This window comes from Pseudomonas sp. 910_21 (assembly GCF_052850735.1).
Map to the genome: position 1 here is coordinate 740,082 of NZ_VXCY01000003.1, position 12,444 is coordinate 752,525.

General features: G+C 62.5%; 13 protein-coding genes. 9 read left to right on the plus strand and 4 right to left on the minus strand.

The window, feature by feature from the left end; translation table 11 throughout:
- Window positions 1–18 precede the first annotated feature (18 nt).
- The 3 genes from ctaD (at window position 19) to FW796_RS13470 (ending at window position 3,192) form a co-directional block, all read left to right on the plus strand.
- A complete protein-coding gene (gene ctaD / locus FW796_RS13460; RefSeq protein WP_060836864.1) occupies window positions 19–1,614 on the plus strand; it encodes a cytochrome c oxidase subunit I in 1,596 nt (531 codons plus the stop codon).
- Between the two features lie 99 nt (window positions 1,615–1,713).
- On the plus strand, window positions 1,714–2,271 hold the full coding sequence (locus FW796_RS13465) for a cytochrome c oxidase assembly protein (protein ID WP_346634667.1): 558 nt from the start codon (window positions 1,714–1,716) through the stop codon (window positions 2,269–2,271).
- Window positions 2,272–2,304: 33 nt separating this feature from the next.
- Window positions 2,305–3,192, plus strand: a complete 888-nt coding sequence (locus FW796_RS13470; RefSeq protein ID WP_346634666.1) for a cytochrome c oxidase subunit 3 — start codon at window positions 2,305–2,307, stop codon at window positions 3,190–3,192.
- Between the two features lie 14 nt (window positions 3,193–3,206).
- Here the strand turns inward: FW796_RS13470 and FW796_RS13475 are convergent, their stop codons facing one another.
- Entirely contained in the window at window positions 3,207–3,410 is a 204-nt protein-coding gene (locus FW796_RS13475; RefSeq protein WP_346634665.1) for a twin transmembrane helix small protein, read from the minus strand.
- Between the two features lie 70 nt (window positions 3,411–3,480).
- Here FW796_RS13475 and FW796_RS13480 point away from each other — a divergent pair, with 70 nt between their 5' ends.
- From FW796_RS13480 to FW796_RS13500, 5 genes are read left to right on the plus strand one after another with little or no spacing between them, the layout of a single operon-like run.
- Window positions 3,481–4,221 (plus strand): SURF1 family protein, encoded by a 741-nt coding sequence (locus tag FW796_RS13480; protein ID WP_404937988.1) that lies wholly within the window; start codon window positions 3,481–3,483, stop codon window positions 4,219–4,221.
- Window positions 4,187–4,777 carry a hypothetical protein gene (locus FW796_RS13485; RefSeq protein ID WP_346634663.1) on the plus strand — a complete coding sequence of 197 codons (591 nt, stop codon included), beginning with the start codon at window positions 4,187–4,189 and terminating at the stop codon, window positions 4,775–4,777. The genes FW796_RS13480 and FW796_RS13485 overlap by 35 nt, the downstream gene beginning before the upstream one ends.
- Window positions 4,778–4,787: 10 nt before the next feature.
- Window positions 4,788–5,867 (plus strand): COX15/CtaA family protein, encoded by a 1,080-nt coding sequence (locus FW796_RS13490; protein ID WP_346634662.1) that lies wholly within the window; start codon window positions 4,788–4,790, stop codon window positions 5,865–5,867.
- Window positions 5,855–6,757, plus strand: coding sequence for a heme o synthase (gene cyoE, locus FW796_RS13495; protein WP_404937989.1), 903 nt, complete (start codon window positions 5,855–5,857; stop codon window positions 6,755–6,757). The genes FW796_RS13490 and cyoE overlap by 13 nt, the downstream gene beginning before the upstream one ends.
- The gene (locus FW796_RS13500; protein ID WP_346634660.1) at window positions 6,754–7,389 is read left to right on the plus strand and encodes an SCO family protein; all 636 of its coding nucleotides are present in this window, start codon (window positions 6,754–6,756) and stop codon (window positions 7,387–7,389) included. The genes cyoE and FW796_RS13500 overlap by 4 nt, the downstream gene beginning before the upstream one ends.
- Before the next feature lie 114 nt (window positions 7,390–7,503).
- Here FW796_RS13500 and FW796_RS13505 read toward each other — a convergent pair whose 3' ends face one another.
- The 3 genes from FW796_RS13505 to FW796_RS13515 form a co-directional block, all read right to left on the minus strand.
- Window positions 7,504–8,277 carry a MetQ/NlpA family ABC transporter substrate-binding protein gene (locus tag FW796_RS13505; RefSeq protein WP_346634659.1) on the minus strand — a complete coding sequence of 258 codons (774 nt, stop codon included), beginning with the start codon at window positions 8,275–8,277 and terminating at the stop codon, window positions 7,504–7,506.
- Between the two features lie 63 nt (window positions 8,278–8,340).
- Window positions 8,341–9,015 (minus strand): methionine ABC transporter permease, encoded by a 675-nt coding sequence (locus tag FW796_RS13510; protein ID WP_346634658.1) that lies wholly within the window; start codon window positions 9,013–9,015, stop codon window positions 8,341–8,343.
- The gene (locus FW796_RS13515) at window positions 9,015–10,022 is read right to left on the minus strand and encodes a methionine ABC transporter ATP-binding protein (RefSeq protein WP_346634657.1); all 1,008 of its coding nucleotides are present in this window, start codon (window positions 10,020–10,022) and stop codon (window positions 9,015–9,017) included. The genes FW796_RS13510 and FW796_RS13515 overlap by 1 nt, the downstream gene beginning before the upstream one ends.
- Before the next feature lie 196 nt (window positions 10,023–10,218).
- Between FW796_RS13515 and katE the strand changes: the two genes are divergently transcribed.
- Entirely contained in the window at window positions 10,219–12,432 is a 2,214-nt protein-coding gene (gene katE, locus FW796_RS13520; RefSeq protein WP_446439457.1) for a catalase HPII, read from the plus strand.
- Window positions 12,433–12,444: the final 12 nt, after the last annotated feature.

Here is a 12,444-nt window from a genome sequence, read left to right on the forward strand (position 1 = left end):
GTTTGCAGGAGACAGGGCATGAGTGCAGTGATCGATGACCACGGCCACGCCGGCCATGATGACCACGCCCATGGCCCGGCCAAGGGCCTGATGCGCTGGGTGCTGACCACCAACCACAAGGACATCGGGACCCTGTACCTGTGGTTCAGCTTCTGCATGTTCCTGCTCGGTGGTTCGTTCGCCATGGTGATCCGCGCCGAGCTGTTCCAGCCCGGGCTGCAGATCGTCGAGCCGGCGTTCTTCAACCAGATGACTACCATGCACGGTCTGGTGATGGTCTTCGGCGCGGTGATGCCGGCCTTTGTCGGCCTGGCCAACTGGATGATCCCGCTGATGATCGGCGCGCCGGACATGGCCCTGCCGCGGATGAACAACTTCAGTTTCTGGTTGCTGCCGGCGGCCTTCCTGCTGCTGGTCTCGACCCTGTTCATGCCAGGTGGCGGGCCAAACTTCGGCTGGACCTTCTACGCCCCGCTGTCCACCACCTACGCCCCGGAAAGCGTGACCTTCTTCATCTTCGCCATCCACCTGATGGGCATCAGTTCGATCATGGGGGCGATCAACGTGATCGCCACCATCCTCAACCTGCGTGCCCCGGGCATGACCCTGATGAAGATGCCGCTGTTCGTCTGGACCTGGCTGATCACCGCCTTCCTGCTGATCGCGGTGATGCCGGTGCTGGCCGGTTGCGTGACCATGATGCTGATGGACATCCACTTCGGCACCAGCTTCTTCAGCGCCGCCGGCGGTGGTGACCCGGTCCTGTTCCAGCACGTGTTCTGGTTCTTCGGCCACCCCGAGGTGTACATCATGATCCTGCCGGCCTTCGGCGCCGTCAGCTCGATCATCCCCACCTTCAGCCGCAAGCCGCTGTTCGGCTACACCTCGATGGTCTATGCCACCGGGGCCATTGCCTTCCTGTCGTTCATCGTCTGGGCGCACCACATGTTCGTGGTGGGCATCCCGCTGGTGGGCGAACTGTTCTTCATGTACGCCACGCTGCTGATTGCCGTGCCCACCGGGGTCAAGGTGTTCAACTGGGTCAGCACCATGTGGCAGGGCGCGCTGACGTTCGAGACGCCGATGCTGTTCGCCGTGGCCTTTGTCATTCTGTTCACCATTGGCGGCTTTTCCGGGTTGATGCTGGCCATCGCCCCGGCGGACTTCCAGTACCAGGACACCTACTTCGTGGTGGCGCATTTCCACTACGTGCTGGTGCCGGGGGCGATCTTCGGGATCTTCGCCTCGGCCTATTACTGGTTGCCCAAGTGGACCGGTCACATGTACGACGAAACCCTGGGCAAGCTGCACTTCTGGCTGTCCTTCGTTGGCATGAACATGGCCTTCTTCCCCATGCACTTCGTCGGGCTGGCGGGCATGCCGCGACGGATTCCGGACTACAACCTGCAGTTCGCCGACTTCAACATGGTGTCCTCCATCGGTGCCTTCACCTTTGGCGCGACGCAGATCTTTTTCCTGTTCATCGTCATCAAGTGCATTCGCGGCGGCAAACCGGCCCCGGCCAAACCGTGGGAAGGGGCCGAGGGGCTGGAGTGGAGCATTCCATCGCCGGCGCCGTACCACACCTTCGTCACGCCACCGGAAGTGAAATGAACATCTGTGTTGTAGGAGCGAGCTTGCTCGCGAAGGCGCCAGAAGGTGGTGTCCGGTTCGCCGGCAAACCGGCTCCTACAGGTTCGGGAGGACGTTGAGATGGCCGATGTCTCGCTGAAGAAGCTGGTCACCCGCCTGTTGCTGGTGGTGGTGGCGATGTTCGTCTTCGGCTTTGCTCTGGTGCCGATCTACGACGTGATGTGCAAGGCCTTGGGCATCAATGGCAAGACCGGCGGGCAGTACGCGGACCAGGGGCAGCAGATCGATGCTTCGCGCCAGGTGCGGGTGCAGTTCCTGTCCACCAATGCCATCGACATGGTCTGGGAGTTCTACCCCAAGTCCGATGACATCGTGGTCCACCCGGGGGCGGTTAACGAGATGGTCTTCATCGCCCGCAACCCCAGCGATCACCCGATGAGCGCCCAGGCCATTCCGAGCATTTCCCCCAGCAGCGCGGCCATGTACTTCCACAAGACCGAGTGCTTCTGCTTTACCCAGCAGGTGCTGCAGCCCGGGGAGAAGATCGAGATGCCGGTGCGTTTCATCGTTGACCGCGACATGCCCAAGGATGTGAAGCACCTGACGCTGGCTTACACGCTGTTCGATATCACCGCGCGTCATCCACCGGTGGCGGCTACCGCCAAGACCGGGGGATAGACGATCTGGCGTGCCCGATAAGGAGAACAACCCATGGCGACTCATGAGCACTATTACGTTCCTGCCCAGAGCAAGTGGCCGATCATTGCGACGGTGGGCATGTTCGTCACCGTGTTCGGCCTGGCGACCTGGTTCAACGACCTCAAGGCGGCGCGCCCGGAATCCCATGGCCCGCTGATCTTTTTCGTCGGCGGCCTGCTGCTGGCCTACATGCTGTTCGGCTGGTTTGGCGCGGTGATCAAGGAAAGCCGCGCCGGCTTGTACAGCGCTCAGCTCGACCGCTCGTTCCGCTGGGGCATGAGCTGGTTCATCTTTTCCGAAGTGATGTTCTTCCTGGCCTTCTTCGGCGCGCTGTTCTATGTGCGGCACCTGTCCGGACCCTGGCTCGGTGGTGAGGGGCACAAGGGCATCGCCCATATGCTCTGGCCGAACTTCGAGTTCGTCTGGCCCCTGCTCAACAACCCCGATCCAAAACTCTTTCCATCGCCCAAGGGCACCATCAGCCCCTGGGGCTTGCCGCTGCTCAACACCGTGCTGCTGGTGAGTTCCAGTGTCACCGTGACCATCGCCCACCATGCCTTGAAGAAAGGCCATCGTGGTGCGCTGAAGATCTGGCTGGCGCTGACCGTGCTGCTGGGGTGCGCCTTCCTCGGCTTCCAGGCCGAAGAGTACATCCACGCCTATCACGAGCTGGGCCTGACCCTGGGCTCGGGGATCTACGGCGCCACCTTCTTCATGCTCACCGGTTTCCACGGGGCCCACGTGACCATCGGCACCTTGATCCTGTTCGTGATGCTGATGCGCATCATGCGTGGGCATTTCGACGCCGAACATCAGTTCGGCTTTGAAGCGGCCAGCTGGTACTGGCACTTCGTCGATGTGGTGTGGATCGGTCTGTTCGTTTTTGTCTACGTGCTCTGATGACCTGCTGCGCCCTACCAGGGCGCGTGGGACACCAGCTGGCCGCTGAAGAAACCCCAGGCGATCAAGCCCACGGTGATCGCGGCCAGGCACACCCGAATACTCAGGGCGGTCACCAGGCGTTTGGATTGGCTGTCGTCCTTGACCAGAAAGAACAGGCCGCTGAACAGGCTGATAACCGTGGCAATCAGCGTCAGGACGATGGCTGCTTTGAGCATGGTGGGACTCCGGGGGAAACGCGATGTACAGCAGTATAGCGAGTGGATTTCTCAGCCTGGCGGGCCGGTCATGAAAGGCTTCCGGCCAGGAGTCGTACCGACCCTGGTGGTGCTGTTGCTGCTGCCTGTGCTGGTTTCCCTGGGCTGCTGGCAACTGAGCCGTGGCGAGCAGAAGCGCCAACTGCTGGCCAGTTACGCCGAGCGCCGCGTGGCCGAGCCGGTGCCTTTGTTCGAGTTGCTGGCGGTCGAGGACCCTTCCTTTCGCCGGGTGCGCCTGCACGGTCATTTCGATGCCGATCACAGCCTGTTGCTGGACAACCGCCTGCACGACGGCAAGGTCGGGGTCGAGCTGTTGCAACCCTTCCTCGATCAGGCCAGCGGGCGCTGGTTGCTGGTCAATCGCGGTTGGCTGCCCTGGCCCGATCGGCGCACGCCGCCGGCATTCAGCACCCCGGAGCAGAGCCTCAGCCTGGATGCCTGGGTCTACGTTTCTCCGGGCGCGGCGTTCCAGCTGCATGCCGACCCGGCCGGTGCTCGCTGGCCACGATTGATCACCGCGGTGGCCCCGGAGGCACTCTGGGCCGAGCTTGGCCGCAGCGGCTTCAACCATGAAGTGCGCCAGGAGTCCGGTGCTGGCGCCTACCTCACCGCGTGGCCGGTGGTGGCCATGGGGCCGGAAAAACACTTGGGCTATGCCGTGCAGTGGTTCGCCATGGCCCTGGCCCTGCTGCTCCTCTATCTCTATTTCGGCTGGCACAACGCACGGGAGAAACGCCATGGGAACGGCCATGAATCCACCCAACATCTCTGACGCCCAGGTGCCCAACCGGCGTCGCGGCCGCTGGCAACTGATCCTGATCCTGCTGATGGTGATCGGTCCGATGATCCTTGCCACGGGCATGTACAAGCTGCAGTTCTGGGTGCCGGAAAGCCGTAGTTATCACGGTGAGCTGATCGGCAACGGCCAGACCCGGGCGCAGATCGGTGTGCAGTCCGAGGAGGATCGCTGGCAGATCCTGGTCACGGCCCCCAAGGCGTGCGATGCCGATTGCCAGCAACTGGTGTACCTGGCGCGGCAGATCCAGGTGGCCCTGGGCCGCGATGCTTCGCGGGCCAGCCATGCCTTGGCCAGCGCCCAGCCGCTGAGCGCCGAATACGAAGCCAGGCTGCAGCGCGAGTACCCGCAGTTGCAACGCTACCCCCTGGACCTGGGGACCTTTGTCAAAGGCGCCAACGACAAGGATGCGCCGCAGCTGTGGATAGTCGACCCCCACAGCAATCTGGTGCTGCGCTACGACGCTCGGGTCAAGGGCAAGGATCTGCTCAACGACCTGCGGCACCTGCTGAAACTGTCGAACATCGGATAAGGGCATCGTCATGGCCAAACCTGGATTTCGCCTCGCGTTGTTTGCCACCTTGCTGGCACTGATCGTGGTGCTGCTGGGCGCTTACACCCGGTTGACCCACGCCGGCCTCGGCTGCCCGGACTGGCCCGGCTGCTACGGTTTTATCAGCGTGCCGAAAAGCGAAGCCCAACTGGCCCATGCCGAACTGCATTTTCCCGACACCCCGGTGGAAGCCCACAAGGGCTGGAACGAAATGATCCACCGCTATTTCGCCGGCACTCTGGGGCTGTTGATCGTGCTGCTGGCGGCCCGAGCCTGGACCCATCGGCGGCATCCCGGGCAGCCCCTGAAGCTGCCGCTGTTCCTGATGGCGGTGGTGTTTGCCCAGGCGGCCTTCGGCATGTGGACGGTCACCCTCAAGCTCTGGCCGCAAGTGGTTACGGCGCACCTGCTGGGGGGCTTCGCCACCTTGAGCCTGCTGTTCCTGCTGACCTTGCGCCTGTCCGGCGTGCTGCCGGCGCTGATCGTGCCGCGCCGCCTGCAATACTGGGCCACGGCCGGGCTGGTACTGGTGATCGGGCAGATCGCCCTGGGCGGCTGGGTCAGCTCCAATTACGCCGCCGTGGCCTGCATCGACCTGCCCACCTGCCATGGCCAGTGGTGGCCGAACATGGATTTCGCCAACGGCTTTCACCTGACTCAGCACATCGGCCCCAACTACCTGGGTGGGCAACTGGACAGTGACGCCCGCACCGCCATCCACATGACCCACCGGGTGGGCGCGGTGCTGGTGACCCTGGTATTGCTGGGGCTGGCCTGGCAGTTGCGGCAAACCGGCATGACCCGTCTGGCCGGCCTGGTGCTGGTGGCGCTGGCGGCGCAGATCAGCCTGGGCCTGAGCAACGTGCTGTTCCATTTGCCCCTGCCGGTGGCGGTGGCGCATAACGCCGGGGGGGCGGCGCTGCTGCTGACCCTGGTGCTGGTCAACTATCACGCCCGTACCAGCCTGGTACAGGCCCGGGATCGCCTGCCCCTGGGCTGGCGCCTCAGCCCGCGCAAACAGATGGCGGGTCCCATCACCATCAAAGGAGAGATGCCATGGCGACTCTGATTGGCGAACGTCAGCATCCCCAGGCCATCTGGCGCGATTACCTGGAGCTGACCAAACCCAAGGTGGTGGTGCTGATGCTGATCACCTCCCTGGTGGGCATGTTCCTCGCCACCCGCGCCGGGGTTCCGTGGACGGTGCTGGTGTTTGGCAACCTGGGCATTGCCCTGTGCGCGGGTGGAGCGGCAGCGGTGAACCATGTGGTGGACCGGCGCATCGACGCGCTGATGGCCCGTACCCACAAACGGCCCCTGGCCGAAGGCCGGGTTTCGCCCCGGGCGGCCTTGGTGTTCGCCCTGTTGCTTGCGTTGGCTGGGCAAGCGTTACTGCTGGCTTTCACCAATCCGCTCACGGCCTGGCTGACCCTGGCCTCCCTGCTGGGCTACGCGGTGGTCTATACCGGCTTTCTGAAACGCGCGACGCCGCAGAACATCGTGATCGGCGGGTTGGCGGGTGCGGCGCCGCCCCTGCTGGGCTGGGTTGCTGCTACCGGGCACTTGAGCGCCGAGCCGCTGCTGCTGGTACTGATCATTTTCGCCTGGACTCCGCCGCACTTCTGGGCCCTGGCCATCCATCGCAAGGAGGAGTACGCCAAGGCCGATATCCCGATGCTGCCGGTGACCCACGGCGAGCACTACACCAAGGTGCATATCCTGCTCTACACCTTTGCCTTGCTGGCGGTGAGCCTGCTGCCTTATGCCATCCACATGAGCGGCGTGCTGTATCTGGTGTGCGCCCTGGCCCTGGGCGGGCGCTTCCTGCAATGGGCCTGGGTGCTGTACCGTGGCACTCGGCCGCACGCGGCGATCAACACCTTCAAGTACTCTATTTATTACTTGTTCCTGCTGTTCATCGCCCTGCTCGTAGACCACTACCTATTGTTGAACCTATGACTCGAACTCAGAAAACCGTCTTTATTCTCGTTGCGCTGGTGGCCCTGGTCCTGGGGCTGACCGTCAACAAAGTACTGTCCGGCAAGGGTCAGGGCGATCCCACCGCATTGATCGACGCCGGCATCATCCTCCTGCCCCAGAGCCGCACCCTGCCCGCGGTGAAGATGCTCGATCAGGACGGCCAGCCCGTGGTGATCGACGAGTTGAAGGGCAAATGGTCCCTGCTGTTCTTCGGCTACACCTTCTGCCCGGACATCTGCCCCACCACTCTGGCGCAACTGCGGCAGATCAAGAGCGAGCTGCCCAAGGAGGCGGTGGACAAGCTGCAGGTGATCCTGGTCAGCGTCGATCCCAACCGCGACACGCCGCAGCAGCTCAAGCAATACCTGGGCTACTTCGACAAGGACTTCAAGGGCCTGACCGCCGCCTCGGTGGAAGACCTGCAGAAACTCGCCAACGCCGTGAGCATCCCCTTCATTCCGGCAGACACCAGCAAGCCCAACTACACCGTGGATCACAGTGGCAACCTCGCAGTGATCGGTCCGGATGGCAGCCAGCGTGGCTTTATCCGGGCACCGCTGAACAACCAGAAGCTGGTGGCCCAGCTGCCGCTGATGTTGCAGCGTCCGTAAGGACGGGGCGGGTTGTGGTTCTTCGCCGGCAAGCCGGCTCCTACGGTGTGTTGTAGGAGCATCTGAAACGAAACGGGGCGCCCAAAGGCGCCCCGTTTGCATTTCTGCAGTCGATCAGAACGCTGGCAGCACGGCGCCTTTGTACTTCTCGAGAATGAATTGCTTCACTTGCGGGCTGTGCAGGGCGGCGACCAGTTTCTTCATGGCGTCCGAATCCTTGTCGTCAGGACGGGCTACCAGGATGTTCACGTAAGGCGAATCCTTGCCTTCGATCACCAGGGCATCCTTGGAAGGGTCGAGCTTGGCCTGCAGGGCGTAGTTGGTGTTGATCAGGGCCAGATCGACCTGAGTCAGCACGCGGGGGATGGTGGCGGCTTCCAGTTCACGGAACTTCAGGTCCTTGGAGTTCTCGGTGATGTCCTTGATGGTGGCCAGGATGTTGTTGGAATCCTTGAGCTTGATCAGGCCGGCCTTGTCCAGCAGCAACAGGGCGCGACCGCCGTTGGTGGCGTCGTTGGGGATCACCACGGTGGCGCCGCCTGGCAGCTCGGAGAGTTGCTTGTACTTGCTGGAGTAGGCGCCCAGGGGTTCCAGGTGCACGCCGGCCACGCTTACCAGGTGGGTACCCTTGGCCTTGTTGAACTCATCCAGGTACGGCTGGTGCTGGAAGAAGTTGGCGTCCAGGCGTTTCTCGGCCACTTGCACGTTGGGCTGCACGTAGTCGGTGAAGACCTTGACCTTCAGGTCCACGCCTTCTTTGGCCAGGGCCGGTTTGACGAATTCCAGGATCTCGGCGTGGGGCACCGGCGTGGCGGCCACGGTCAGGGTTTCGGCGGCGTGCGCGGAGAACGCGGCAACGGCTGCGAAAGCGACGAGTAGTTTTTTCATCGAACAAGCTCCTTGTAAGTCGCCCGACCCCGGGCGCCTGCCGGCCAGGGCCGGCGATTGCAATTATTTGCGGGAAAAGTGCACCACCAGCTTATCGCCAACGGTTTGCAGAACCTGAACCAACACAATCAGCATCACCACGGTAACCACCATCACATCGTCCTGGAAACGCTGGTAACCATAACGAATGGCCAGGTCGCCGAGGCCGCCTGCACCCACGACACCGGCCATGGCGGTGTAGCCGACCAGGGCGATGGCGGTGACCGTGATCGCCGCGATGATACCGGGGCAGGCCTCGGGCAGCAGGGCGTTCATGATGATCTGCCGGGTCGTGGCGCCCATGGCCTGGGTGGCCTCGATAATGCCGCGATCCACTTCACGCAGAGCGGTTTCTACCAAGCGCGCGAAGAAGGTGGAAGCGCCCACTACCAGCGGTGGGATGGCGCCCGCCACACCCAGGGAGGTGCCCGTGATGAGGATAGTGGTCGGAATCATCACAATCAGCAGGATGATAAACGGCAGCGAGCGGATGGCGTTGACCACAAAGCCCAGGACCGAATAGACATTTTTCTGTTCCAGCAACTGCCTTGGGCTGCACAGGAACAGCAAGACCCCCAGCGGCAGGCCGACCAGTACGGTGAATACCAGGGACGTGCTGAGCATGACCATGGTGTCGCTGGTCGCCACCCCGATATCGGCCCAGTCAACGTTGTCGAAGTAATGCAGTAAGCCGCTCATTAGCGCAGCACCTCCATGTGGACATCCGCCGCGGTGAAGCGGGCGAAGGCCGCTTCCATGTCACCGCCGGTGATGGCCAGGGTCAGTTGCCCGTAAGGGGTGTCTTTGATGCGGTCGATGCGTCCGGCGAGGATGCTGTAATCGACCCCGGTCTCCCGGGCCACAGTGCCCAGCAGCGGTGCGTAGGTGGCATCGCCCTGGAAGGTCAGGCGCACGATACGGCCCGGCACATGAGCGAAGTCGTCGCGTTGCTCGTTTTCGTCGATCTGCTCGTCTTCCTGGACGAAGCGTTTGGTGGTCGGGTGCTTGGGGTGCAGGAACACCTCGGCCACCGAGCCCTGTTCGACGATCTGGCCGGCGTCCATGACCGCCACCTGGTCACAGACGCGACGGATCACGTCCATCTCGTGGGTGATCAGGACGATGGTCAGGTTCAGCTCGCGGTTGATCTCGGCCAGCAGTTGCAGGACCGACGCCGTGGTCTGTGGATCGAGCGCGCTGGTGGCTTCGTCGCACAGCAGGATCTTCGGCTTGGTGGCCAGGGCGCGGGCGATGCCGACGCGCTGCTTCTGGCCGCCGGACAGCTGTGCCGGGTATTTCTTGGCGTGGTCGGACAGACCGACCCGCTCCAGCAACTCGGCCACACGGCGTTCGATGTCGCTGCGCGACAGCTGGCCGGCCAGGGTCAGCGGCAAGGCAACGTTGTCGGCCACAGTCTTGGAGGACAGCAGATTGAAGTGCTGGAAGATCATCCCGACTTGCTGGCGGAAGCGGCGCAGGCCGTTGGCGTCCAGCGCGGTGACTTCTTCGCCGTCGACGATGATCGTACCGCCGCTGGGGTTTTCCAGGCGGTTGATCAGGCGCAGCAGAGTACTTTTGCCCGCGCCGGAATGTCCGATCAGGCCGAACACCTGGCCATTCTCGACCCGAAGACTGGTCGGGTGCAGGGCGGGAATATCCTTACCGGCGACCCGGTAGGTTTTATGGACGTTTTGAAACTCGATCACGTAGCGAACCTTGTGGGGCGCGTTAGAAAAGGATCAGCGGTTAGCCGGGCGCGCATTTTAGCCTGTCCGTATAGAGGTTCTTAGCATTTATTTCGCAATCATCCTGCCATTTGGCAATAACGCGATCAAAGGTCATAAAAAAGGAACGGTGCCTGTTCCTCGTCAGTCACTACTTAAGCCACTCGAAAGCTCCCAGGTGCCGTGCCCGGGAGCCTTTGCTCACGAAGCCCCGGGCACGCCAGGGATTTCGCCAACGAGGAGTTTTTGTCTGATGAGTACGAAAAAAACCAGTACCCCGAAAAGCCAGATGGCGGGGACCGATACCCTGGACCGAGGCAACAGCAACAGTAAGTTGCAGAGCCTGGAGCCGTTCCGCTCCGACGCCACGGGCCAGGCCCTGCGCACCAACCAGGGGGTGAAAGTCGCTGACAACCAGAACAGTCTCAAGGCGGGCGCTCGTGGTCCTTCGCTGCTGGAAGACTTCATCATGCGGGAGAAGATCACCCACTTCGACCATGAGCGGATTCCCGAGCGCATCGTCCACGCCCGGGGCGTCGGCGCCCATGGCTACTTCCAGAGCTACGACAATCATTCGGCCCTGACCAAGGCTGGTTTCCTGCGTGACCCGGGGAAAAAGACTCCGGTGTTCGTGCGTTTTTCCACGGTCCAGGGGCCGAGAGGTTCCGGCGATACCGTGCGCGATGTACGGGGTTTTGCGGTGAAATTCTTCACCGACGAGGGCAACTTCGACCTGGTGGGCAACAACATGCCGGTGTTCTTCATCCAGGACGCCATCAAGTTCCCCGACTTCGTGCATGCGGTGAAACCCGAACCCCACAACGAGATCCCCACCGGCGGTTCGGCCCACGACACCTTCTGGGACTTCGTCTCCCTGCAGCCGGAGTCGGCGCACATGGTGATCTGGGCCATGTCCGACCGGGCCATTCCGAAAAGCCTGCGCAGCATGCAGGGGTTTGGCGTGCACACCTTTCGGTTGATCAACGCCGAGGGGCGTTCGAGCTTCGTCAAGTTTCACTGGCGACCCACTGCCGGTACTTGTTCCCTGGTCTGGGATGAAGCGCAAAAGCTGGCGGGCAAGGACACCGACTTCCACCGTCGCGACCTGTGGGAGTCCATCGAGGCCGGCGATTACCCGGAGTGGGAGTTCGGCGTGCAGATCATCGCCGAGGAAGACGAGCACAGCTTCGACTTCGACATACTCGACCCCACCAAGCTGATTCCCGAGGAGCAGGTGCCGATCACGCCTCTGGGCAAGATGGTGCTCGACCGCAACCCGGACAACTATTTTGCCGAAACCGAGCAGGTGGCCTTCTGCCCGGGGCACATCGTGTCGGGGATCGATTTTTCCAACGATCCGTTGCTGCAAGGGCGGCTGTTTTCCTACACCGATACCCAGATCAGTCGCCTGGGTGGGCCGAACTTTCATGAGCTGCCCATCAACCGACCACTGACCCCTTTGCACAATGGTCAGCGTGACGCGATGCACCGCACCACCATCGACAGGGGGCGGGCTGCCTATGAGCCGAACTCCATTGATGGGGGCTGGCCGAAAGAAACCCCGCCGGCGGCTCAGGATGGTGGTTTCGAGAGTTATAACGAGCGTATCGATGCCCACAAGATCCGTCAGCGCAGCGAGTCGTTTGGCGATCATTTCTCCCAGGCGCGGCTGTTCTTCAACAGCATGAGCAAGCACGAGCAGGAACACATCATCGCGGCCTACAGCTTCGAGCTGGGCAAGGTCGAGCGGCAGTGGATTCGTGAGCGGCAAGTGAATGAGATCCTCGCCAATATCGATCTGCACCTGGCCGGGCGCGTGGCCGAGAACCTGGGCTTGGCCGCGCCGACGAAAGCCACTGTGGCAGAGCGCAAGACGTCGCTGACACGCTCGCCGGCCCTGAGTCAGGCGAACCTGCTGCCGGGTCATATCAAAACGCGGAAAGTGGCAATCCTTGCGGCCAACGGCGTCGATGGTGCCGCGATTGATGCGCTGAAGAAGGCTCTCAAGGCCGAAGGGGCACACGCCAAGCTGTTGGGGCCAACCTCGGCACCGGTTACCACCGCGGATGGCAAGCGCCTGCCGGTGGATGCTTCCATGGAAGGCTTGCCGTCAGTGGCGTTCGACGCGGTGTTCGTGCCGGGAGGCGTGCAGTCGATCAAGACCCTGAGCGGCAATGGCGTGGCGCTGCATTACCTGCTGGAGGCGTACAAGCACCTCAAGGCGATTGCCTTGCACGGTGAGGCCCGGGAGCTGTTGCACAACCTCAGACTGGAGGCGGATGAAGGCTTGATCCTGGGGACGGATGCCAAGGCGCTGAAGGCGTTCTTTGCTGCCATCGCTCAGCATCGGGTCTGGAGTCGGGAGGAAAAGGCCAAGGCAATCCCGGCCTGAACACACCTTCAC

Excerpts from the sequence above, each read along its gene's own strand:
- ctaD (WP_060836864.1), top strand. The coding sequence starts at position 19 with ATGAGTGCAGTGATCGATGACCACGGCCACGCCGGCCATGATGACCAC.
- FW796_RS13465 (WP_346634667.1), top strand. The coding sequence starts at position 1,714 with ATGGCCGATGTCTCGCTGAAGAAGCTGGTCACCCGCCTGTTGCTGGTG.
- FW796_RS13470 (WP_346634666.1), top strand. The coding sequence starts at position 2,305 with ATGGCGACTCATGAGCACTATTACGTTCCTGCCCAGAGCAAGTGGCCG.
- FW796_RS13475 (WP_346634665.1), bottom strand. The coding sequence starts at position 3,410 with ATGCTCAAAGCAGCCATCGTCCTGACGCTGATTGCCACGGTTATCAGC.
- FW796_RS13480 (WP_404937988.1), top strand. The coding sequence starts at position 3,481 with ATGAAAGGCTTCCGGCCAGGAGTCGTACCGACCCTGGTGGTGCTGTTG.
- FW796_RS13485 (WP_346634663.1), top strand. The coding sequence starts at position 4,187 with ATGGGAACGGCCATGAATCCACCCAACATCTCTGACGCCCAGGTGCCC.
- FW796_RS13490 (WP_346634662.1), top strand. The coding sequence starts at position 4,788 with ATGGCCAAACCTGGATTTCGCCTCGCGTTGTTTGCCACCTTGCTGGCA.
- cyoE (WP_404937989.1), top strand. The coding sequence starts at position 5,855 with ATGGCGACTCTGATTGGCGAACGTCAGCATCCCCAGGCCATCTGGCGC.
- FW796_RS13500 (WP_346634660.1), top strand. The coding sequence starts at position 6,754 with ATGACTCGAACTCAGAAAACCGTCTTTATTCTCGTTGCGCTGGTGGCC.
- FW796_RS13505 (WP_346634659.1), bottom strand. The coding sequence starts at position 8,277 with ATGAAAAAACTACTCGTCGCTTTCGCAGCCGTTGCCGCGTTCTCCGCG.
- FW796_RS13510 (WP_346634658.1), bottom strand. The coding sequence starts at position 9,015 with ATGAGCGGCTTACTGCATTACTTCGACAACGTTGACTGGGCCGATATC.